Origin of the sequence: Nocardia sp. (assembly GCF_025465275.1) — a bacterium.
Classification (GTDB): domain Bacteria; phylum Actinomycetota; class Actinomycetes; order Mycobacteriales; family Mycobacteriaceae; genus Nocardia.
Map to the genome: position 1 here is coordinate 19,430 of NZ_JAODNK010000236.1, position 21,831 is coordinate 41,260.

Annotated in this window: 22 protein-coding genes; 10 read left to right on the forward strand and 12 right to left on the reverse strand. The window is 66.9% G+C overall.

Going from position 1 to position 21,831, the window contains the following annotated elements:
* Nucleotides 1–5: 5 nt before the first annotated feature.
* Nucleotides 6–2,723, reverse strand: a complete 2,718-nt coding sequence (locus JWN03_RS44785) for an AAA family ATPase (RefSeq protein ID WP_297628938.1) — start codon at nucleotides 2,721–2,723, stop codon at nucleotides 6–8.
* Between the two features lie 164 nt (nucleotides 2,724–2,887).
* On the opposite strand from JWN03_RS44785, the gene JWN03_RS44790 reads away from it, so the two are divergent.
* Nucleotides 2,888–3,436, forward strand: coding sequence for an LppU/SCO3897 family protein (locus tag JWN03_RS44790; protein ID WP_297628908.1), 549 nt, complete (start codon nucleotides 2,888–2,890; stop codon nucleotides 3,434–3,436).
* Nucleotides 3,437–3,500: 64 nt separating this feature from the next.
* On the opposite strand, the gene JWN03_RS44795 is transcribed toward JWN03_RS44790, so the two are convergent.
* Both JWN03_RS44795 and JWN03_RS44800 read right to left on the reverse strand, forming a co-directional pair.
* On the reverse strand, nucleotides 3,501–4,358 hold the full coding sequence (locus JWN03_RS44795; RefSeq protein ID WP_297628909.1) for an SDR family oxidoreductase: 858 nt from the start codon (nucleotides 4,356–4,358) through the stop codon (nucleotides 3,501–3,503).
* A gap of 157 nt (nucleotides 4,359–4,515) precedes the next feature.
* Nucleotides 4,516–5,490 carry a quinone oxidoreductase family protein gene (locus tag JWN03_RS44800; RefSeq protein ID WP_297628910.1) on the reverse strand — a complete coding sequence of 325 codons (975 nt, stop codon included), beginning with the start codon at nucleotides 5,488–5,490 and terminating at the stop codon, nucleotides 4,516–4,518.
* Between the two features lie 87 nt (nucleotides 5,491–5,577).
* On the opposite strand from JWN03_RS44800, the gene JWN03_RS44805 reads away from it, so the two are divergent.
* Entirely contained in the window at nucleotides 5,578–6,162 is a 585-nt protein-coding gene (locus JWN03_RS44805) for a TetR/AcrR family transcriptional regulator (protein ID WP_297628911.1), read from the forward strand.
* A 38-nt stretch (nucleotides 6,163–6,200) separates the two neighbouring features.
* Here the strand turns inward: JWN03_RS44805 and JWN03_RS44810 are convergent, their stop codons facing one another.
* Nucleotides 6,201–7,196 carry an acyl-ACP desaturase gene (locus tag JWN03_RS44810; protein ID WP_297628912.1) on the reverse strand — a complete coding sequence of 332 codons (996 nt, stop codon included), beginning with the start codon at nucleotides 7,194–7,196 and terminating at the stop codon, nucleotides 6,201–6,203.
* A 102-nt stretch (nucleotides 7,197–7,298) separates the two neighbouring features.
* On the opposite strand from JWN03_RS44810, the gene JWN03_RS44815 reads away from it, so the two are divergent.
* The 3 genes from JWN03_RS44815 to JWN03_RS44825 are packed head-to-tail and all read left to right on the forward strand — an operon-like array spanning nucleotide 7,299 to nucleotide 9,901.
* Nucleotides 7,299–8,204 (forward strand): MerR family transcriptional regulator, encoded by a 906-nt coding sequence (locus tag JWN03_RS44815; protein WP_297628913.1) that lies wholly within the window; start codon nucleotides 7,299–7,301, stop codon nucleotides 8,202–8,204.
* 34 nt (nucleotides 8,205–8,238) lie between these two features.
* On the forward strand, nucleotides 8,239–9,141 hold the full coding sequence (locus JWN03_RS44820) for an alpha/beta fold hydrolase (RefSeq protein ID WP_297628914.1): 903 nt from the start codon (nucleotides 8,239–8,241) through the stop codon (nucleotides 9,139–9,141).
* A gap of 40 nt (nucleotides 9,142–9,181) precedes the next feature.
* Nucleotides 9,182–9,901, forward strand: coding sequence for a MerR family transcriptional regulator (locus JWN03_RS44825; protein WP_297628915.1), 720 nt, complete (start codon nucleotides 9,182–9,184; stop codon nucleotides 9,899–9,901).
* A 22-nt stretch (nucleotides 9,902–9,923) separates the two neighbouring features.
* On the opposite strand, the gene JWN03_RS44830 is transcribed toward JWN03_RS44825, so the two are convergent.
* Nucleotides 9,924–10,619: an SDR family NAD(P)-dependent oxidoreductase gene (locus tag JWN03_RS44830; protein WP_297628916.1), complete on the reverse strand. Its 696-nt coding sequence runs from the start codon at nucleotides 10,617–10,619 to the stop codon at nucleotides 9,924–9,926.
* A gap of 86 nt (nucleotides 10,620–10,705) precedes the next feature.
* Here JWN03_RS44830 and JWN03_RS44835 point away from each other — a divergent pair, with 86 nt between their 5' ends.
* Nucleotides 10,706–11,305: a TetR/AcrR family transcriptional regulator gene (locus tag JWN03_RS44835; RefSeq protein ID WP_297628917.1), complete on the forward strand. Its 600-nt coding sequence runs from the start codon at nucleotides 10,706–10,708 to the stop codon at nucleotides 11,303–11,305.
* Nucleotides 11,306–11,332: 27 nt separating this feature from the next.
* On the opposite strand, the gene JWN03_RS44840 is transcribed toward JWN03_RS44835, so the two are convergent.
* The 5 genes from JWN03_RS44840 to JWN03_RS44860 all read right to left on the reverse strand — a co-directional run bounded on the left by JWN03_RS44840 (nucleotide 11,333) and on the right by JWN03_RS44860 (nucleotide 16,547).
* A complete protein-coding gene (locus tag JWN03_RS44840) occupies nucleotides 11,333–11,962 on the reverse strand; it encodes an NUDIX domain-containing protein (protein ID WP_297628918.1) in 630 nt (209 codons plus the stop codon).
* On the reverse strand, nucleotides 11,929–13,272 hold the full coding sequence (locus JWN03_RS44845) for an adenylosuccinate synthetase (RefSeq protein WP_297628919.1): 1,344 nt from the start codon (nucleotides 13,270–13,272) through the stop codon (nucleotides 11,929–11,931). Before JWN03_RS44845 ends, JWN03_RS44840 begins: the two co-directional genes overlap by 34 nt.
* Nucleotides 13,273–13,285: 13 nt before the next feature.
* Nucleotides 13,286–14,272: a hypothetical protein gene (locus JWN03_RS44850; protein WP_297628920.1), complete on the reverse strand. Its 987-nt coding sequence runs from the start codon at nucleotides 14,270–14,272 to the stop codon at nucleotides 13,286–13,288.
* A 5-nt stretch (nucleotides 14,273–14,277) separates the two neighbouring features.
* On the reverse strand, nucleotides 14,278–15,291 hold the full coding sequence (locus JWN03_RS44855; protein ID WP_297628921.1) for a hypothetical protein: 1,014 nt from the start codon (nucleotides 15,289–15,291) through the stop codon (nucleotides 14,278–14,280).
* 101 nt (nucleotides 15,292–15,392) lie between these two features.
* Nucleotides 15,393–16,547 carry a serpin family protein gene (locus tag JWN03_RS44860; protein WP_297628922.1) on the reverse strand — a complete coding sequence of 385 codons (1,155 nt, stop codon included), beginning with the start codon at nucleotides 16,545–16,547 and terminating at the stop codon, nucleotides 15,393–15,395.
* An 86-nt stretch (nucleotides 16,548–16,633) separates the two neighbouring features.
* Between JWN03_RS44860 and JWN03_RS44865 the strand changes: the two genes are divergently transcribed.
* Complete coding sequence (locus tag JWN03_RS44865; protein WP_297628923.1) at nucleotides 16,634–17,197, forward strand: DUF4334 domain-containing protein; 564 nt, start codon at nucleotides 16,634–16,636, stop codon at nucleotides 17,195–17,197.
* An 86-nt stretch (nucleotides 17,198–17,283) separates the two neighbouring features.
* Complete coding sequence (locus JWN03_RS44870) at nucleotides 17,284–18,525, forward strand: FAD-dependent oxidoreductase (RefSeq protein ID WP_297628924.1); 1,242 nt, start codon at nucleotides 17,284–17,286, stop codon at nucleotides 18,523–18,525.
* Between the two features lie 40 nt (nucleotides 18,526–18,565).
* Here JWN03_RS44870 and JWN03_RS44875 read toward each other — a convergent pair whose 3' ends face one another.
* The gene (locus JWN03_RS44875) at nucleotides 18,566–19,192 is read right to left on the reverse strand and encodes an alpha-ketoglutarate-dependent dioxygenase AlkB (protein WP_297628925.1); all 627 of its coding nucleotides are present in this window, start codon (nucleotides 19,190–19,192) and stop codon (nucleotides 18,566–18,568) included.
* A gap of 119 nt (nucleotides 19,193–19,311) precedes the next feature.
* Here JWN03_RS44875 and JWN03_RS44880 point away from each other — a divergent pair, with 119 nt between their 5' ends.
* A complete protein-coding gene (locus JWN03_RS44880) occupies nucleotides 19,312–19,944 on the forward strand; it encodes a TetR/AcrR family transcriptional regulator (RefSeq protein ID WP_297628939.1) in 633 nt (210 codons plus the stop codon).
* Between the two features lie 12 nt (nucleotides 19,945–19,956).
* Entirely contained in the window at nucleotides 19,957–20,811 is an 855-nt protein-coding gene (locus JWN03_RS44885) for a metal-dependent hydrolase (RefSeq protein ID WP_297628926.1), read from the forward strand.
* Between the two features lie 138 nt (nucleotides 20,812–20,949).
* On the opposite strand, the gene JWN03_RS44890 is transcribed toward JWN03_RS44885, so the two are convergent.
* Complete coding sequence (locus JWN03_RS44890; RefSeq protein ID WP_297628927.1) at nucleotides 20,950–21,822, reverse strand: alpha/beta fold hydrolase; 873 nt, start codon at nucleotides 21,820–21,822, stop codon at nucleotides 20,950–20,952.
* Nucleotides 21,823–21,831 lie beyond the last annotated feature (9 nt).

Consider the following 21,831-nt stretch of genomic DNA (forward strand, 5'->3'; position numbering starts at 1 on the left):
TTCGGCTAGCGCGCCGACGCGGCATCCAACTCGACCAGCCGGTGGGCAATGCCCGCCCGGCTGGTCAGCCCCAGTTTGCGCAGGATGCGACTGAGATGGTCCTCGACGGTGCGGGGACTCAGATACAGCTGTGCGGCGATCTCCTTGTTGGTACGACCGCAGGCCGCGAGATCGGCGACTTCACGTTCCCGCTCGGTCAGTTCCCTTGCCCCGCTGACGGTCTGATGCCCGGCCAGCCGGCGTTGCACCGCGGTCGCTTCGACGAGCAATTCGAACGCGCCCGCTGCGGTGAAATCCGCACGCGCGGCAGCGATTGCGGCGGTGGCGCGGGTGAAGTCGCCGCGGCGACCGGCCAACTGCGCCGCGAGCAGCAGCGCCTGCCCGCGTTGTACCGGCATGGCCGCCCGGCCGAACTCGTCGATCGCGACCTGCACGACGGTCGCCGCCTCGTCCAGATCGCCACGTGCGGAGGCGTATTCGGAGCGGGCCTGCGCGGCAGCGGCCAACTGTCCGGGTAGTCCCAGTCTGCGAGCAGCCTCCTCGGCCTGCGCCACCAGCGTGCCTGCGATATCGAGGGCGCCCTGCGCGATTGCCGTCTGTGCCTGGGCGGCGAGTTCCGTCGGCCGGGTGGGATGCGCTCGATCGGGTTGCGGGACTGCGGTGTTCGCGGCACCCGTGCCCAGGCGTGCGGCGGTCTCACTCAGTGCGGCGTCGACGACGGCCCGCCACCAGCGCATGACCGGGCGCGGCATGGCGTCGACGATGCGCCACCAGCGCAGCACCTCCGCGCGCGGTGAGGTCGCCTCCAGGACACGCAGTTTGATAGTGCCTGCCAGCGGCGGGACATCGGAGTAGCCGAACAGTTCCGCTGATTCGGCGGCATCCTCGGCGGCGGCGAGCGATTCCTCGAACCGTCCGAGCTTGGCCAGCGAATAGGCCTGCACCGTATGCAGTTCGGGCAGGATGAAGCTCTGCCCGAAGCGGCGGCTGATGCGAATCGCCCGCTCGATGTGGGCGATTCCGGTGCGATGGTCGTCGAGGAAGTACGCCATCCAGCCTAGTGCGGATACCGCGTGCACACCGTCGAGTACCTGGCTGTCGGTCAGCTGGGCGAATTCTCGTTCGGCGGCACGGTAACTCGTGGTCGCCGCCGTCATGTCCAGGCCGGTGAGTTGCCCCATGCTGCGCAGGGTCAGCGCGGCTGCCCGGATGGCAGGCTCCCGCACCGCCTCGGATTCGAACAGCGCCCGTACTCGTGCCGCGCCCTCGGCATCCCGGTTGTCCTGGAGTTCGAGGATCGCCAATTCCAGTTGCACGGGCCCGTTTCCGGTGGCACCGGGCCGATCGGCGGCCGTCGCCAACAGGATTCGGGCCGTATCGACATTGCCGAGAATGCGTTCGCAGCGGGCGTACAGCAGCAGCGCGTCGGTCCGTTGCGGTCCCGGTTGCGCCGCAAGAGGTTCGAGAACGCCGCGCGCTGATTCCGCGGCTCCCGACAGCAGCAGTGCGCGGCCGAGCAACAGTCGCACGGGTAGTCCGGCGCTGTCGGGCTGGTTGGGTGCGGCTTGCAGGGCAGCCTCGATCCAGCGGGCGCTGGTGGCAGGCGCGGTGGCCAGGGCCTGTTCGGCGGCGCGCAGCAGGTCGGCGGCGGCCAGCTCGTCACCTCCGCACAGCGCGTGTTCGAGATGCCGTGCGCGCGTGAGCAAGGGCGCGTCGGCGGCACGCAGCGTGCGGGCCGCGCGCGCGTGTGCCTCGGCTCGCCAGCCGTGGCCCGCCAATCGGAAGGCGGCGGTGCGGATGAGCGGATGCCGGAAGGTCACGGTGCCGCCGGTGACCGTGAGCCAGCCGCGGCGCGCGAGTTCGTCGATTCCGGCGGTCAATTCGGAGCGGCTCAGTTCGGCTGTAGCGCGGAGCAGTTCGGCATCGGCGGTCGGACCGCATACCGCTGCGGCCTGCGCGACCAACTGTTCGCGCGGCGGCAGGTGTGCGAGTTCCGCGCGGATGGTCCGGTCCAGCGCGGAATGGTCGGCCGTCGGAGCGGCGGGATCGTCCTCGCGGACGGCAGCGTCGAATTCGGCGGGGGAGAGCCGGGCGAGCAGCAGCAGATACAGCGGGTTGCCGTGCGAGGCGGTCAGGAGCCGGTCGCGTCGCCCGGACGCAATGCCGGGCAGCAGGGCAGCGGCGTCGGCGGGGGACAGCGGTGGGATGGGCAGATGGAAGGTCGCGGTGCCGATGGCACGCAGGGTATGTCCGAGCAGCGCCGGAAACTGCCCCTCGCGATAGGCCAGCACCACACGGGTGGCCTCGGCCGGGCGGCTCCGAATCAGTAAGGCCAGCACCCGGAGTGAGGCGGCGTCGGCCCAGTGGGCGTCGTCGATAATCAGCATGGTCGGTGCGGCGCCGAGTCTTCGGCGCAGCATTCGAGCCAGCTCACGGGCGTCGGTGCCGGTCGGATCGCGGTCGAGCGCCGCGGTATCGGCGTCGGAGAATTGTTCGAGGATGTCGCGAATCAGTTGCAGTGGTGTCGATTCCTCGAATTCGGTGGCGGGCACCGACACCACGCGGACCTCGCGCGCGCCGACCTGCCGCGATAGTTCGCCGAGCAGCCGGGATTTTCCGATGCCCGCCGGTCCTTCGACCAGGAACACCCAGGGCCCGTCCGGTGCGCTGTAGACCGCGTCCAAGCTGGTGAGCTCGTGGACGCGTCCGACAAATGCCTTGATGGCGCGCTCCTCCCGCTCGGACGGTCCCTCGGCAGCCTAACTTGTGTGGAGTCGAGTCACGGGTCCGGGCTGATCCCGTGGTTTCCCGGATGCTCGCGCGGCGCCGGCAGGGTTGGGTGGGCGAGGCCAATCCGGACAAAAGTGTTGAAAGGGATGTGACATCGATGCAGGTGACTCCGACGAGAACGCGGCGGCTGTGGCGTCTCGTGCCGGTTGTGGTGGCGGTATTCGCGCTGGCGCTGGCCGGCTGCTCCGTGGTGGAGAAGGGCACTCAGGCGGTCAAGGATTCGAGCAAGTCCGATACCGCGCGCGCCAAGGTGGGTGACTGCATCAATGTGATCAAGGGTTCGATGATCGATTCGAAGACCGAACCGGTGGACTGCTCCTCGGTCAAGGCGGTCTACAAGGTGGCCAAGGTATTCGACGCCAAGGCCGACTGCGCCGCCGACTACACCTCGTACGAGGAGACGCTCAACGCCACCACCACCGCATTCCTCTGCCTGGCGCCGAACTTCAAGCAGGACAGCTGCTATCACGATGCCCCGATGACCGGCTATCAGTACGCCGATTGCGCGTCGACCGACGCCAGCTTCCGGGTGTTGCAGCGAATCGACGGGCAGGCGGACGAGAACCTGTGCACCGCGGATGCGGACAATGTGATCACCCTGTCCGATCCGCAGACCACCTTCTGCCTCGGTAAGCCCCAGGGCTGAACACCTTTCGCACCGGCCGGTCGCGAGCAGTTCGTGCTCGGACCGGCCCATGCGGCCGGTGCGGTCAGTGGACGGGCTGGGCTACCCAGCTCGCGGTGACCATCTGCACGGCGGAGCCATCCAGGTCGGCGAGCTTGGTGGAGCTGAATCCGCGGGCCCAGGACGAGGTCTGGACCCGGAAGGGCGGCTCTTCGGCAGTAAGGGCTGCGATGATCGAGTCCGCCGCGCCCTCGGAGGTCTGGGCATTGCGGAACGCGCCCTGGGTGCGTTCGATATAGGACTTCAAGGCCGGGGCGTAGGGGCCGGCAGCTTTGAGCAATCCGGGGATATCGATCTGCTGGCTGGCCACGAATTCGCTTGCCACCGCACCGGGTTCGACCACGGTGACCTGCACGCCGACGGTGGCGGCGACCGGTGCGAGCGACTCCATGAAGCCTTCGACCGCGAACTTGGCGGCGCAGTACGCCTCATTGAACGGCTGGCCGATCACGCCGCCGACGCTGGTGACGGTAATGAGCCGCCCGCCAGATGCGCGCAGGTGCGGCATGGCGGCATGCGTGACCGAGACAACGCCGAAGTAATTGACCTCCATGACATTTCGCACCGGATCCAGGCCGGTCTGCTCGATGGTGCCGACGAATCCTGCACCGGCATTGTTGATCACGGCATCGAGTCGCCCGTAGTCGGCGACGACCTGCTGCACGCAGTTCGCGACGGAGCCGGGATCGGTGACGTCCAAGGCCTCCACGCGCACGAGCCCCGCGACGCCCGCCTCGTTCGCGGCGTCGAGCAGTGCGCCCGCTCTGCCGACGTCCCGCATGGTGGCAATGGTCTGCCAGCCCGCCCGCGCCGACGCCACCGCGGTGGCCAGGCCGATGCCGGAGGAGGTGCCGGTGATCAGAACGGTGTTCGAGGAGCTCATGGAGCCTCGCTTCCGGGCTTGTCATTCACCACATCGCTGTCGATTACCGACTCTATCCGCCCGGCCGTTTCCTGCCTGGATTCTCCCGTTTTGCGCTGTCCAGGTCGGTTCGGAGAGCGGCGAGCGCGCGGTGGATGCCGCGGCTCGCCGCTCGGCGCTAGCGTCCGGGGCGCAAAACGATGGTGCCCTTGGCTGCCCGGTCGTCCAGGAGTTGGTGGGCGTACGCGGCCTGCTCGAGCGGGAGTATCCGATCGACCAGCGGGGTGAGTGAGCCGTCGGCTGCGCGGTCCAGTGCGGCGGCACGAGACCCCGCGACCCAGGCCAGCCAATCCGGTCCGGAGCAACCGACCAGGGTGAGTCCGCGCATGATCAAATCCATGGACGTCACCTGTGCGGGTGCGCCGGAGAGAAAGCCGTAGCTGAGCATCCGGCCGCGCAGTGGGGTCATGAGATCCAGTAGGGCGAGCGCGGATTCGCCACCGATGGAGTCGAAGACGACGTCGATCGTTGTGCCGCCGAGGGTTTCGCGCAGGCGCTGCGGCCACTCCGGATCGAGGTGATCGATCACCACGTCGGCGCCGAATTTCCTTGCCTGCTCAGCTTTCTCCGGGCCGCCCGCCGTGGCGATGACCCGGGCCGCACCGTATTCCTTGGCCAGCTGCGTGAGATATCCGCCGATTCCTGTTGCGGCCGCCTCGATCAGCACTGTCTCGGTGCCGGTCAGCTTGGCGGTCTCCAGGAGCGGAATGGCCACCGACCCGCTCATGGAGAGCGCGGCGGCATCGACGGACGATACGGCGTCCGGAATCCGGACCGCGGATTCCGCAGGTGCGCAGACGAATTCGGCGTATGTGCCGAAGGCGTTGCTGGACACCGTGACCCGCTGCCCGATCAGTCCCGCATCCGCCCCCGTGCCGACCTCGACGACCACACCGACCACCTGGGTGCCGAAAACGAACGGCTTCTCCAGTGGGATCGGGAACGCCCCCGAACGCAGCATGGTCTCCGGGTACAGCACCGGAATCGCCTCGCTGCGAATGAGCACCTCGCCCGCCTGCGGACGCGGCGCGGGCACCTCACTCGGCACCAGGACGTCGGGTCCACCGGTCGCGGTCAATAGGATTGCCTGCATTGAAATACCTCATAACTTGACTCACGGTCCACTTATGCTTGACGACAATATGGACCGCCGGTCAACTTGTCAATGAAAGTGTAGGAAATGCCTGCTGAGCAGCCCCGGGAACGCGCCGACGCCGCCCGCAATCGCCGTGCGATCCTGGCCGCCACCCGTACACTGCTGGCCGACCACGGCGCCGACGCCATCACCATGGACAAGGTCGCCGCCGCGGCCGGCGTCGGCAAAGGCACCATCTTCCACCGCTTCGGCAGCCGCTCCGGCCTCCTCTACGCCCTGGTAGCCGAGCCCGCCGAAGCCCTGATGGCCGACATCTCCGAAGGCCCGCCCCCGCTCGGTCCAGGAGCCCCTGCCGGCGACCGCCTCCTAGCCTTCTTCGACGCAATGACCGTCATGATGGCCGACAACGTAGAGCTGATGGCCGCCTACACCGGCGCCTCCATGCCCCCCCACCCCCGCACCGCCGAATTCCACGGCACCTGGGACCACCACATCACCACGCTCCTCCACGAGGCTCGCCCCGACCTCGACGCCGAAGCAGCCGGCCGCCTTCTCTTCAGCGCGGTAGGTTCCGACACCGCCCGCATGATGGCCCGAGCCCGTGAAACCCCCCGCCTCCGCGCCGCGATCCGATCCCTCGTGGAATCCGTTCTCCGCCAACCCGAATAGCCCCAGCGTTGTTTCACTTGCACGAGAGGGGAATCCGGTCATCGATCGGTCTGAGCCCCCGCGAGGCTGCTGGCTTTGCGCGCCGCGATCCGATCGCGCCGTTCCTCGAATGTGCGTGTGTCTTGCTCGTACGTGGCAAGGAACTTGCCGAGTCGTTCGCGAGTCTGTTCGCCACGAGCGGTGAAGTCGTTGCGCTCGAACACCTTCCAGAGACGCAACACCGGCAGCATTACCTCGTCGAGGTGTTGACGCATGTCGTAGATGCCGTGCTTGGCCATGAGCGCGCCATAGCGACGAAAATTGGGGTTGGCCACGCCCGGCATCTGGAAGTTCATCAGCATGGTGGTGATCGCTTCGAGGGCTTGGTCGGGTGCGAGGTCGAGCGCCGCGCCGAAGACGTTGCGGTAGAAGATCATGTGCAGGTTCTCGTCGGCGGCGATGCGTTGCAACATCCTGTCGGCGAGGGGGTCGTCGCATACCTTGCCGGTATTGCGGTGACTGATCCGGGTCGCGAGTTCCTGGAACGTCACGTACGCCATGCCGTACAGAAAACCGGTCTCGGAAATCTGACTCGGATCGAGGTTCGAGTAGTCGATGGTCGCCAATGGATCGAAGCCGGTGATCATCGCCGCCATGCGGGCCTGTTCGAGTTCGACCGGGTCCACGCCGCGGGTGACGACCAGGTAGTCCCGCATTACGATGCCGTGCCGGTTCTCCTCCGCGGTCCACCGGCCGACCCAGGTGCCCCACGCACCGTCGAGCGAGAAGTTCTCGGCGATCACCCGGTGATAGGACGGGAGGTTGTCCTCGGTGAGCAGATTGGTGATCATCGCGGCCTTGGCGAGGTCCGACAGCCGCGACTGCCCGGGATCCCAGTCGATGCCACCCATCGCGGCGAAGTTGCGGCCTTCGTCCCAGGGCACGTAGTCGTGCGGATGCCACGGCTTCGCCATCGACAGATGCCGGTGCACGTTCTCCTCGGCGACAGGCTCGAGCTCGATGAGCAGCTCGTGCTGAGTCAGATCTCTTCCCAACGACTTTCCTCTCAGAATTCAACGCGGCATCAGTACGCTAAGAGCTCCAGCGGGGTGGAGGTTCAACAGTCTGTGACGGACGGCACACAATGCGGCGCATTGGTGAGCATCGGAAAGTTGGCGCGTACCACCGGACTTCCGGTCCGCACGATCCGGTTCTATTGCGACGCGGGCATTCTGGAATCCCACCGCAGCGCGGGCGGGCACCGAATGTTCGACGCGGACAGCGCGACCCAGCGGTTGCTGCTGGTTCGGCAACTACGGTCCCTCGGTCTCGGCTTACGATCAATCGTCGAGGTGCTGCATGACCAACGATCGATCTCCGAGGTGATTGCCGCCGAAAGTGCACAGCTCGACATCGAATTCAGATCCTTGACGTGGCGTCGGGCCTCACTGCGAGCCGTCGAGGCAGCTGACCCGACCGAGCGCCCGCATCGACTGGCGCTGCTGGCGGCCGCACAAGACGGTCCCGCGGTGCACGACGCCATCGCGGGGTTCTGGCGGCGAATCTTCGCCGCGATGACACCACCCCAATTCGATGGGTATGTGGCTATGAGCATCCCGGAGCCACCCGTCGATCCGTCTGTCTCTCAGGTCGTGGCCTATGCAGAGCTGGCCGATCTCGTCACGCATCCGGAACTGTATACCGCTGTGTGGCAGCAGATCTGGCGCACACAGCCAGATCTGATCCGTGACCGCCGCGGATTGTTCACAGATCTGAAAGACGCATGTATTGATGTGATGGCCCTCGTATCGAAGGGGGTGCAACCGCACGCCGGCGCTGGCCTCGACCGGTTCGTCGACGCACATGCAGCCGCACGAGGAGAACAGGATTCGCCGCAGTTTCGCGAGCGACTGCTGGTCGACGCAACCGATACCGACCACCGCATCCACCGCTATTGGGCCCTGACAGCGCAGCTCTTCGGGGCGCCCGCCACCGTCGGGCACGCTCACAGCTGGTTGTACAACGCGCTGGCCGACTCGACCCGTCCGGCGAAGACGGGTTGACCTTGACCCTGCGTCAGGGTTGGAGGGTTGTCGCATGATGAAGAACAGGACTTCCTCGGAGCGGCTTGCGCCGCCGATCGGAGAGTTTCAGGAGATCGACGGGCGTCGGGTTTTTGTGTATCGGTCGGGTAGCGGGGGACCGGCTGTGGTGTTTCTGCCGGGTGCGAGTGCGGTGGGGCTCGATTATTTCGGTGTCCAGCAGCGGGTTTCGCGGTTTACCACCGCTGTGGTGTACGACCGCGGGGGGACGGGTTACAGCGATTCGCTACGGCTGCCGCGTACCGCTGCTGCGGTCGCCACGGAACTGCGCGAGGTGCTGCGTGCTCAGAACATCGCTGCCCCATACGTTCTCGCGGCGCACTCGCTCGGCGGCTTCTATGCGCATCGGTTTGCGCAGCTGTACCCGCAGGATGTGGCGGGGCTGGTTTGGCTGGACGCTCTCCATCGCGATTGGGACGACTTCATGCCGCCTGCGGCGAGTCTGGCTGCGACCGAGCGGATGGGACCGGATCTGGAGCAGCTCGAGCAGATGCGCCCGGCCCTGCGGGAGATGCACGCAGAGTTGTACGCGGACTATCCGGAGTATGTGCGGCAGTCACTGATCGATGCGCGTGTGAGTGACGAATCGATGCGAGCCGGCATCGCCGAGCGCCGCGGGTTGACCGCACTCGCGACCGAACTGCGGGCCGGGCCGAACATTCCCGACGTTCCGGTGATCGCGCTTTCCGTATTGGGCGCCGACCCCACCCAGCCGGAGCGGACGTTGAACGAACTGCACGACGGCAGGACGAGAATGGACGCGGCGCTGGTGAACGCTGTTTCGCACGGGGAGCAGCGCATCCTCTCCGATACCTTCCATCACCGGCTCTGCTTCGCCCGCCCCGATGTGGTGGTCCGGGCGATCCGCGACGTCGTCGACCTGGTGACTCGCACCTAGACTCGGCACCATCACGCATCACGAAGACCTGAGGAGGACGGTGCTCACGATCGGCCGGCTGGCGGCGACCGCCGGCGTGACCGTGCGCACCGTTCGCCACTACCACCACGTCGGCCTATTGCCCGAGCCCGAGCGTGATGTCTCCGGCTACCGCCGCTACGGCGCGCAGGCGGCGGTGGATCTCATCCGGATCAGGACCCTCGCCGATGCCGGTGTGCCGCTGGCCCGCATCGATGCGCTGCTGCATGCGCAGCCGGCCGAATTCGCCTCTGCCATCACCGATATCGACGCTGAATTGCAGCGAAAGATCGACCAGCTCAACGAATACCGCAACCGGATCACCGAATTGGCAAGTGGCGAAAGGCTAGTCCTGCCCTCCCAAGTGGTCGCCATCTTGGACCGGATGCGCGGTCTCGGGGTCAGCGAACAGCGGGTACGACTCGAGCGTGACTCGTGGATCCTGTTGCAGGCGTTGGACCCTGGCTCCATACCGCAGCGAATACGGGACAAGAACGCCGGCTTCGACGACCCCGAGACGCTGCGCCTGTACCTCGCCTGCGATGAATCAGTCGACTGGGATCCGCAGGATCCCCGCCTGGATCGGCTCATCGATGATCTGGACGCCTGGGAGATCAAATACCAACGAGACGGCGGCGGGCCGGGGACCCAGCTGATCTCTTCGCGGATCTCCGAGGCCTCACCGGCATGGCAACGCATCCTCGATGCGCTCGCCCACCGCGCCGAGCGGCGCCGCAGCTGAAGCCTGGTGTGTGGTGTCGCGTCTACCAGGGGACGGTTTCGCCGTGCCGGTCCAGGAATTGCAGGCCAGGGGCGCCTGCCTGCGCTTCGAGGACGTCGACGACGGCGGGGATGCTCTCGTTTGGGGTGAGGGGCGCGTCGGGGCCGCCGAGCTGGGTTTGGTTGTGGCCGGGGTCGATGAGCAGTTTGGTGTGTCCATCATTGGCGTGGCGGGTGGCGTAGCTGCGCATCAGCTGGTTGAGGGCGGCTTTGCTGGCCTTGTAGAGCTCATAGCCGTCCTCGGTGTTCTGCGAGATGCTGCCCTGCTCGGAGGACATGATCGCGACGGTTCCGCCGGGCGCGACGAGTCCGCGAAGGGCTTCGAGGGCGCGCAGCGGGCTCAGCGCGTTGGTGATCATCACCTCGGTGAAGATGTCGGTCGGGACCTCGCCGATCGGCAGATTGCCGCGGTCGATGGCGGCGTTGACGAAAAGCAGATCGAGTTGACGTTCTTCGAGGTGATTGCGCAGGGCGGCAAGCTGTTCGGTGCTTGTCATCTCCAACAGCTCGACCGTCAGCTGCCCGTTCGAGGCATCGGCATTCGCTTGCAGCTCGCCGCCGCCCTGGCGTGCCGTGGCGACGACTTGCCAGCCGCGTCGGGTGAGCTCGATGGCGAGTACGAGCCCCAGTCCTCGGGAGGCTCCGATGATGAGTGCTCGACGGTCGGACGTGGTGGACACGGACACTCCTAAGTGGCGATAATTTGTCTAGACGAGACGTTGCGTCTAGACAATATCACGGCACAGTGGACAGGTATTGTGCTCGCATGCCCGTCACGAGCTCTCCGCCCCACCGGCCGCACTCCGGCAGCCGACGCGACGAGGCCGCACGTATGGCTGTGCTGCATGCCGCGGACGATCTGCTTGTCGAGAACGGCTTCGGCGGTCTGACCATCGAGTCGATCGCACGTCGGGCAGGCGTCGCCAAGCAGACGATCTACCGCTGGTGGCCCTCGAAGGTCGAGATACTCCTCGACACGCTCATCGAAGACACCGACAAGCGCCTGCCTTTCCCGACGGCGCAGCCCACGGCCGAGAGCATCCGCGGCTACCTGCGCGGCTTCGCGCGATTCCTCACCCGCGACCCCGCAGGCAAGGTTCTCCTGACGCTCATCGCCGAGGCGCAGCACAATCCCGGCACGGCCGAGAGTTTTCACGAGCGCTATCTGGGTCCACGTCGTGAGCAGGAACGCGACATGCTCGCGCGCGCAATCGAAGCCGGCGAGATCTCGCCCAGGCTCGGTCCCGACGCCACAATGGATGCTCTGGTCGGCCCGATCGTCTATCGCGCCCTGACGGGGTCGAGCATCCCGCGCGATCTGGTGGATACCCTCGTCGAGGATCTGCTCAGGCCCCGCTCGAATTGAGCGGCTGCGCAATCGGTTGGCCGCTCGCTACTCCGGGGTGAATGCCCAGACGGCGGCGGGCCGGCCGGTTGCCTTCACTCGAACGCGTTCGCCGGTGCGAGTCAAGCCGGGGAGCGTAGCGAGGGTTCGGTTGAGATTGCCGGGGTCCGGGCGGGTGCCCTCGAGGGCGGCGGTGAGTTCGACCGCGCGGGTGGCGGGGAACTGTTCGCCGATGAGCGGACGCGTGAATTCGAGGTGCTTCCACAGCATTTCGGCGAAGATCCCGCGCGCGGTGTCGACAATCCGATTGTGATCGAAGGCCAGTGCCGGAATGTGTTCGAACGGAAGCCATTCGGCGCTGTCGGTGTCGTGATCGGCGATGACGGACCACATGGCGATCGACAGCGTCGGCCCGCGCGGATCGCGGTTGGGCTCGTCGAAGGTGGCGAGCTGGCCCACGGCCAGGATGGCCTGTTCGGGGACACCGAGTTTGGTGTGCACGGCGCGGCGGGCGGCGGCCTCGAGCCGTTCACCACGATGGAGCAGGACGCCGGGCAGGGCGAGCGCTCCGGCGAACGGCTCCCACTCCCGGGGTGCGATGCCCACGGTGACGGTCGCGTCGTCGCGGCCGTAGCGCAGGGCGATCACATCGATGGATACTGCGGATTGTTGCTCCACAAGTGGTCAATCATGCCGTAGTCGGTGGATGAATCGTGTGATCGGCCCGGCTCGGGCCGTGTGACCTGCCCGGATCGGGCGCGGCGGTCCGCGCGGCCGGGGCCGTGGCCGGTGAGCACCACGGGTACTCCGAGTTCGGCTTCGAGGTAGCCGGGCACATCGCCGGGGAGGTCCGCGAGCACCGGGGTGGCGGCGTCGAGCAGGTCGGTGAGCCGCTGCTGGTGGTCGAGGTCCTGCCACCGCCCGCAGTCGAGCCGGTCGACATAGCCCTCGGTGGTGAGATATCCGGTGGCGGTGCGGATTTCGCCGACCGCGTCCAGGTGGTTGACAACCAGCCCGTCGATACCCCCGCAGACATCGACGGCATAGCGCAGCAGGATCGGATCGAGGTGCCCGGTGCGGAATTCGCCCTGATAGGTGCCGGTTCCATTGTGCCGCTCGGGAATCCGCAACTCAGGATCCTCGGTCGGGAACGGTCCCGCCCCGTGCCGGGTGAAGTAACTGCGGGTGATGCCCAGGACATACCCCGGCGCATCGATACGGGCGAGCATGGCCTGCGCATTCCGAGGTTCCACCGTGGACCAGGTGGTGTACGGGTGCAGCCCCCGCCATTCGTCGAGCAGCGCCCCCTGCGCGCCCTCGAACACCAGTCGCCCGCTCTCGGCGAAGGTGGCCAGTTGATCACCCGGCAGAATCGCCACGGCCCGAGCGAATTCGGTGTACAGGTCGACGAGATCATCGATCGAGTCGTACCGGTGCCCACTACCCGCCAGGAGCGGCCGATAGTGCTCCTCCAGGGTGATCAGCTTGCGCCGCAGCGCATCCGGACGCCGGCAATCGCCCACTCGCGGCGCATCGTGCTCGAGCGCGTAGCTCGCCGTCTCCCCGATCCCGATACCGCACGAACCGTGCCGGGACGCACCCCGCGCATCCTCCCGGCAACGGTTGGCGGCCCCGTGGATCGGAGTGGTGAGCAGCGCCCGTTCGTCCACCGACACCAGCGACAGCGGATCGGCGATGCCGAGCAGTGCCAGCGCGCGGGCCTCGGCGGCCAGCGCGATGGGTTCCACCAGCATGTGCCGCGACAGCAGGGTCGGCACCCGGGAAAAGGTGCCGGACCCGAACTGCCGGAAGGTGTGGTGGCGTCCACCGGCGACCACATTGTGGGCCGCCTGCGCACCGCCGTTGAATCGCACCACCGCGGACACCTCCAGGCCCGTCTCCGGTGCGCAGAGCCAGTCCACGGTGGCCCCCTTGCCGGCGTCGCCGAACCCGAGGTCCACCACGATCAGGTGGCGATCGCCGAACATTGCCGTCTCCCTTCTAGTTTCCGAAATCGACGTCGTCGTCGCCGGTGGCGGCGGGCAGTGCGCCGACGCTGCGGGTGCGACGCGCCGCTCCGATGGGTGCGAGCGCCTTGCCGACCGCATCCGCCTCGTCGAGCGAGCCGATCTCCCGCAGATCCGCCAGTCCCGCACCGAGATCGATGCGGTCCTCGCCGATGCCGATGGTCAGCGCGATGAGCTCGCATACCGCAGCCGGATCGTCCAGGCGCAGGAATCGTTCGCCGAGCAATCCCCGCCAGTGCTCGGCAATCTCCGGATCCCCGTAGTAGCTGGACTGATTGGGCAGGATGTAGTGCACGTGCCAGCGATCGGCGAGCTCGCGATAGATCGACTCGACCGATACATCCGCGGACACCTTGTCCCCGATGACATTTCGAATGTGCCGGGACGCCAGCCGTGCCTTGTTCAGCTCATCGCCGACGATGAACAGGTAACCCTTCTGCCCGCGCTTGTCCCAGGCGTCGGTGGCGGTGTGCCGGGCCATGAAATAGGCGGCCAGTTCATAGCTTTCGGACTTCTGCCCGCCACCGCCGCCCTCCAGCAGGATGAGCCGCAACTGCTCGTCCATCCGATTGTCGGACTCGAACTGCCCGACCTGCAGCGGAACCCGATCGGTATCGGCATCGCCGATACCGCCGAACATGATCTGCGGATCGTCCGCATAGCCCTTGCGCTGCAACAGCCCGTGCAGTTTCCCGAGCTTCTCCTGCATGATCCGCGGCACCGCCCCCATGGACCCGGTCACATCGAACAGCACCGCGATGGGCAGCGAGTTCCCGTGATCATCGGAATCGCGGGACTCCCGCATCCCCGCATTCTTCGGATCGAGCGACTTGTGCGCCTTCCACTTGTCCCACGGCACCGACCGCATATCGGCGGTGTAGCCGAAATCGTCGAGGCCGCGGGCGGCGCGGAAGGTGCGGGCGGCGTCGTAGGCGCTGTCGTCCCAGTTTCCGTAACCCATTGCTATCACTGTCCTTTCGTGAGCTCGAAGGGCCGGAAGCGGCGCTGTCCGTAAAGCCGGTCGAGCAGGTCGTCGAATTCGCCGAGCAGATCGGCGGCGTCGGGGCGCAGCCGCGCATCGGGCTGCATGCAACCCGCCGCGAAGGTGCGCATGGCGGCGGGTGCGCGATTGCCGAGCATGGTGAGCATCAGCTGGTGCGCGAGGTACACATCGGTGGCGGGGGAGACCGCCTCGTGGATCTCCGGCGGATAGTCGAGCGAGCCGAGCGTCGCGGCGGCGGGCAAACCCGGCCTGGTGGCGAACGACCAGCCCACCAGCACAACGCCGTGCAGCCGTGGATGAATGAGCACATTCGCCGGGCTGAGGGCCGTATGCACCCACCCGGCCAGCGCCGCCCCGGACAGGCAGCGCAGCAGCCGCCGGTGCATCCAGGCGTAGTCGCGCGCATCGAGCCCGTTCGGGTACGCGGCGCGGACCTCCTCCAGCGTCACGAACCCCTCGGTGAGCGCATTCAGTACGTTCACGGTCCGGTGTTCGCCGGCGTCCAAATGATCGACGGTATCGACAAGCTCGGGAAAATACGGCTGCAGCCAGTCGTGCTCCTCGGCCGCAATCGCGATGTCGCGCAGCGCATTCTGCTCACCGGCGAGCAGCTTGTTGGCGGCGGAGCGCCGTGGAATCTTCACGACCCGATCCCTGCCGCTGCGATACAGGTCGGTAATCGATCCCCGCGCCAGCAGCTTGCCGACCGGATAGGTTCCGCGCGCCCCGGTCACGTGGAGGCTCGAGTCGTCGAGTTCCAGCCACTGCCTGTACAGCTCGCCCAGCCGCACGAATGCCGCCCTGGCCATATCCGATTCGTCGGCTGCCACCCGGTCGGGGTGAACCGCGGCGGCCAGGCGGTGATACCGCCGCTGCCGGTCCTTGCGGGCGGCGGAATCGGTTGTGGCGCTACCGAAGAGATCCTCGGGCCGTCTGGCCGCCTCGATGGCCTGCACCGTGTCTCGTACCGTCGTCATGCGTTTTAGGCTATGCGACTAAAACATGAGGCGCCAGTGATTTCGGAAACTTATTGTCGAGAAGACTAGAACGGTGCGGCGGGCGTGCCCGCCGCACCGTTTCAGTTGTCCCGCACCGGCTGCGCCACCCACCCCGCGACCACGGCCGCGCCGGTGGTCCGATGGACGGCGAGGAATCCGAACGGCCGATCGAAGGTCACCGTCGTCTGGGCGGTGGTGAAGAGGTCGCGCGGCGGCATGGAGCCGGCAATCAGGCCGAAGGCAGTAACCGCCGCCGCTTCGAATCCGGTCGCGGTGAACTTGGCGCGGACATTCTCGCCGGCCTGCCCAATGGCCAGCTCGGTATCGGAGATGCCGGGGAAATGGCCGTGCTCACTGTCCATCGCCGCAGTCAATCCGAACAGTGCGGGCTGCTCGCACAAGTCGTGCGAGGACTGGATATTGAACGGAGGCAAGGAAACCTGCAGCGAGTCGCCCCGCACTGTGCTCGTGATCGCCTGCACCGTCAGGCCTGGTCCCTCCGTGCCGGCGGGCAGCTCGGACCGCACCGTCACCCCGCCGTTCAGTGCGATCAGGCCTGCGCCGAGAACATCGGCGGCGCTGCCGTCGCCGAGCAGCAGGTGCACATCCAGGTCCGCGGTTCCGCGTACGACCACTCGCGTCACGGGCGAGGGGCCGTCCAGAATGCCCGCGTCCTCCCGGCCGCGCGTGTACCGGGCCAGCGCTGGTCCGGTATGACCGCGCCACGGTCCCGCCGATACCGACATCGAGCTTTCCCGGAAGGTGTCCTGCCACTGCGTCTTCGCCACCAGCGCCGTGGCCAGCACCAGCAGGGTGTCGGGCGAGATCTCCAGTGGGAACCGGTCGATGAGTCCGCCGGTGTGCCGGTCGGCCCAGGCGTCGAGCTCGGCTTGGTCGCCGAGCAGATCGGCCGTCCCGACGGGGAGGCTGCGCAACCACTCGCCGCGCAGCTTCACGTTCCGGTTCACCCACACGCCCAGTGCCGCCGAGACCGATTCCGCCGTACCGAGCGTGGCCAGCATGTGCAGTGCGTCGGCATGTGCGCTCTCGGGCGAGACGCCGGCCGCCGCCGCCAACTCCGACCGCGCCGGTTCGTCCGCCGTGGCCGCGAGCAGTGCCAGCAGCGGCCACACCCCGCACCCGGACAGCACGAAGTCGTCCTCACCTGCGACCGCGCACCATCGCGCGGTGAGTCGATTGGCTGCGGAGACGTGTGGCGACAGTTCGATCGGCATTGTCCGAGCCTATGCGCGCGAACCGATTTCCCGCGCTGAGATAATGTGAGACAGAATCTTTCATCCACTCGGGCGAGGAGGCTTGGATGGTCGTCGGTGAATCGGTATCGGACGCCGCGGCGCGATTGGCTGCGCTGCGGACCGATGGTTGCAGCTCAGAGCAGGCGTGGGCGCTGTTCGACGCGCTGCCGACAGTACGGGTGGAGGAGATCACCACCGGCCGCTGGGGTGGGGACGAACTCGACACCGGGCATCCGTGGCAGGGTGTGCTGGTCGAATCCGGTTGGTGTGGAAAGCAGTTCGACAACGCCGATTCCGTGCAACCGCTGCTGTTCGCCGGACCCGATGGTGACGTGTTCCCCGTCGACCCCCGCCGGGTGCCGCTCTTCCTGGCCGGGAAAGTGCCGATCGCAGCCCTGCGTCCGGTCCGGCGTTCGCTCGCCCTACTCCGGCCGGTGCTGAGCACCCGCAGCCCGCGCGCCCGGCTGCGCAATCTGGAATTCCGCGGAAAGTCCAGTGCCGCAATGATCTACGACCACCTGCCGATCATCGACGTCTTCCGCAAGGTCGACGACGACACCCTGCTGGGCGTCATGGATATGCGCGGTATGCGAGATCCGTACTTCTTTGTGCTCTTCCGGAACCGGTAGCCGTTCGAGGTAAGCGCGCGGCCGGCGAGCGCTTCCGGCCTACCATCGAGAGTGTCGATGGTTATCGCTCAGGAGGGGTACCCGCGATGGAACGCACGACCTGTCTTGTTGCCGGCGGTGGGCCGGCGGGCATGATTCTGGGATTGCTGCTGGCGCGCGCCGGAGTCGAGGTGATGGTGCTGGAGAAGCACGGTGATTTCCTGCGCGATTTCCGCGGCGACACCGTGCATCCCACCACTCTGGACCTGCTCGACGAGCTCGGGCTGGGCGAGGAATTCGCGAAATTGCCGCAGCGGCGGATGAATTCGGTGCAATTGCCGATCGGCGGCCACATGGTGACCGTGGCGAGCTTCGCGAACATTCCGGGTCGGCACAAATACATCGCCATGGTTCCGCAGTGGGATCTGCTGAATCTGCTGGCGCGTGCCGCCGACACCGAACCCACCTTCCGGCTGCGGATGAATACCGAGGTGACGGAGCTGGTGCGCGAAGCGGGCCGGGTCGTCGGCGTGCGCTATCGCACCAAAGACGGTGCCACCGGCACGATTCGCGCCGATCTCACGGTCGCGTGCGATGGCCGCACCTCGATCCTGTGCGCCGCGGCGGGTCTCGGCTCGCACCGGTGGGCCACCCCGTTCGATGTGTGGTGGTTCCGCATCCCCCGCAAGGACACCGACCCGGCCGGTGCGGTTCCCGTGCTGACGCAGAATCGTGTCGCCATCATGCTCGATCGCGGCGACTACTGGCAGTGCGCGACTCTCATTGCGAAGGGCAGCGATCCGGGGCTGCGGCAGCAGCAGCCGGTCGAGGTGATCATGCGGAGCCTGGCGGCCACCGTCCCGTGGCTCGCGGACCGTGTCCACGTCCTGCGCGGCTGGGATCAGGTGCAGCTGCTCGATGTACAGCTCGACCGTCTCGACCGCTGGTACGCCGAAGGCCTGCTGTGCCTCGGCGACGCGGCCCACGCCATGTCACCGGTCGGCGGCGTCGGCATCAATCTGGCGGTGCAGGATGCGGTCGCGGCCGCGAGAATCCTTGCGCCCAAACTGCTCTCGCGCACGGTGGAGGCAGCGGATCTGGCCCGCGTCCAGCGCCGTCGCACCCTCCCCACGGTAGTCACACAAACAATGCAGCGCATCGTGCACGCACTCGTCGTCGGACCGGCGGTCGCCGGCAAGCGGAATCTGTCGAATTTCCGAACCGCACCCCTCCCATTGCGGCTGTTCCGGCGCATCCCGCTGCTGCGCGATCTGCCCCCAATTTTTGTCAGCCGTGGCGTATTGCCCGAGCATGCACCAGATTTCGCGCGTCGCCCGCCGCATCAGTGACACAGTTCATCTCTGCGCACCGCCCGCCGCCGGTCGACCGCTAGCGCACGCCGCGGGTCCGGAACTGAATGCTGATGCGCGGACCCACCGGTCGCCGCGTCTTCGGAATCGCATGTTCCCAGGTGCGCTGGCACGAACCACCCATGACGATGAGATCGCCGTGGCCGAGCGGATAGCGGAGACTCTCGCCGCCCCCTCGGGGCCGCAGCATGAGTGCCCGTGCGGCGCCGACCGACACAATGGCGACCATGGTGTCGTGCGTGGCTCCCCGGCCGGACGTGTCCCCGTGCCAGGCAACGCTGTCCATGCCGTCCCGGTAGTAGCACAGGCCCGCCGAGGCGAACGGCTCGCCGAGTTCCCGGTGGTAGTACCTGCTCAGGGCATCGCGCGCATCGTTCAGTACCGGATCCGGTAGCGCTTGCCCCTCGTCGTAGAAGCATTGCAGGCGAGGCACATCGACCACCCGGTCGTACATGGGCCGCCGATCCGCTCGCCATGGCACCTCCGCCGCGAGTCGTTCGAACAGCAGGTCCGCCCCGCTCAACCAGCCGGGCAGAACATCCACCCATGCGCCATTGCTCAAGACCCTGCGCTGGATTCCGTCCAGCGCACCGACCTCGAGCTCCCCGAATCCATCGAGCAGCGATCCCTGCAATGGCGTCGACATGAGATCGAACATACGTTCTATCCGGTGGATGATCAAGCCGGCGCGGCGTGGTGCGCCTCAATGGCAAGAAACCATATCGCGTTATTGTTTCCTGTGTCACACTCGAATTCGTGACCAGCATGCGCGCCCGGCGGACCCAGGCAGATCGGACCGCACAGACACGCCGCGCGATACTCGACGCCACCTTCGACGCGCTGGTCGACGTCGGTTTCAGCGCGGTCACCACACCCGGCATCGCGCACCGCGCCGGTGTCTCACTCGGCGCTGTGCAGCACCACTTTCCGACGAAGTCCGATCTGCTCTCCGCCGCGGTGGCACACGCATTCGACCGGAGCGTCGAGGAGTACCGCGAGGCGATAGGCCGGCTCGATCCCGCGGCAGACCTGAGCGACGCGGCAATCGACCTGCTCTGGTCGATGTATTCGCGCCCCACGTACATCGCCTGGCATGAGCTGTGGACCGCGGCCCGCACCGATCCGGAGTTGGCCACCGCCGTCATCGATATCGACCGCCGACTCATGGCGACGATCGAACGGGTCTATGCCGAGTTGTTCCCCGCAAACCGTGACACCGGCGAACCGCGCACCGTCGGCATCCGGCTGCACCTGGTGTTCGCTCTGTTCGACGGCCTGGCGCTGTCGCGGTCGATCCCCGGCTATGAGCCTTACCCCACGGACGCCATTCTGGCGGCCGCCAAAGCCCTGATCCGCTCCCAGCCCGAGGACAACGGCGTCCCTCATCCCACAAAATAGATCGAGTAAGTCATGACGCAGTCCTCCGCAATCACCAAGAAGTCCATTCGGGTCCGCCGCATTCGATTCAGCTATCCCATCGGGTCGCTTCGGCAGCACTATGTCGACGGCGACCTGATCATGAGCCACGTCATCTCCTATTTGTCCTCGACATTTCCCGAGGGGGAAAGTTCGTTCGTCCGCTCGGTGCAACGGTTTTCCGACCAGGTGACCGACCCGGAACTGCTGTCGCGCATCCGCGGATTCGTCGGCCAGGAGGTCACGCACGGCCGCGAGCATCAGGTACTGAACGAACGTCTGCAGCAGATGGGTTATCCCACACGGCTCGGCAACTGGACGACACGTCGAAACTTCGAGCTCGACGAGCTGCTACTGTCGCCGCTCACCTGCCTGGCGACAACGGCCGCGCTCGAGCACTTCACGGCGGTGTTCGCCGAGACCCTCCTCAGCGACGAGCGCGCGCAGGACTTGCTCGGGCACAGCGAGGTCCGCTCGTTGCTGCTGTGGCACGCATTCGAGGAATCCGAGCACAGGTCGGTCGCCTTCGACGTCTATCGAGCGGTCGGCGGGACCGAACGCCGCCGCATTGCCGTGATGCTCCTCGTCATGCTCACCCTGGGCGGGGGCATTATCACGCACACCGCCGTGTCGTTGGCTCTCGACTCCGCCGCTCGCCCCAGGGCACTGGTGCGGAGCCTGGCGGCATTGCGGCACTCCCCGTTCCTGGCCCGCCCCGCCCTTGACCGCCTCCGCGCGTACCTCCGTCCGGGCTTTCATCCCGACGACGTCGACAACACCGCCCTGCTCGAACGCTGGAGCGTCGAATTGTTCGGTGAACAGGGGAGATTGGTCGACCATCTGCGGTGACCCGGGGCGGTTCACTCAGCCCATGAGCGCGTCGCCGCGATGGCCTGCGGTCGCACCCGCTTGGCTGCGGCGATATCGCTCGAATGGTGGTTGACCCGGTCGAGGATCACTCGATCGGGTGATGTTGCCCTAGAAAGGTCATTCGGTGGGCACGTGTGCGCGCACGAAATCGACTACCGCATCGGTGAATTCGTCATTCGCGTCACTGGCGGCGGTGTGCGCGGCGGCGCCGATCTCGGCGTAATCGGCGTGCGGAACCAGCTCACGGAAGGCACGCACGCCCTCCTCGCTCACCACATCGGAGAGCGCGCCGCGCACCAGCAGCACCGGCATGGTCAGCTGACGTGCCGCGTCCTCCAGTGGGTCGGTGTGGAAATCGATCTCCTCACCGCGGCCGGACAGCATGGCCGGATCCCAGTGCCAATACCAGCGGCCGTCGGCGCGCTGCCGCAGATTGCGCTGCAGCCCTTCGGGATTGCGCGGCTTGGGGCGGTGCGGGAGGTAGGCGGCCACCACATCGGCGGCTTCCTCGAGGCTCGCGAAGCCTTCCCGATTGCTGTCCAGGAAACTGATGACGCGCTCCACGCCGGCGCGTTCGGGCCGCGGCACCACATCTACCAGGACGAGCCCGGTCATGCGATCGTGCTGCGGGTGCGCGCTGGCAATGAGGCCGGTGAGTCCGCCCATGCTGGCGCCGACCACGATCCCGGGCTTGCCGAGTTGTTCGAGGACGCCGATGAGGTCTTCGACCATGGCGTTGCGCGTGTAGTTGCCGTCCGGCGCCCAGTCGCTGTCGCCGTGCCCGCGTGCGTCCAGAAGCACCGCGTGCATGCCCGCCTTGGCCAGCGCCAGCCCGGAATCCTTCCAGGAGTGGCGGGTCTGGCCGCCCCCGTGCAGGAACACCACGAGCGGTCCGTCCTGGGGTCCCCAGCTGTCCGCGGCGAGTGCGATACCGCCCTGGCCGCGGAAGGTGACGCGGGCAGGTTCGGTGAAGTCGGCTTCATTGCTCACACACCGAGC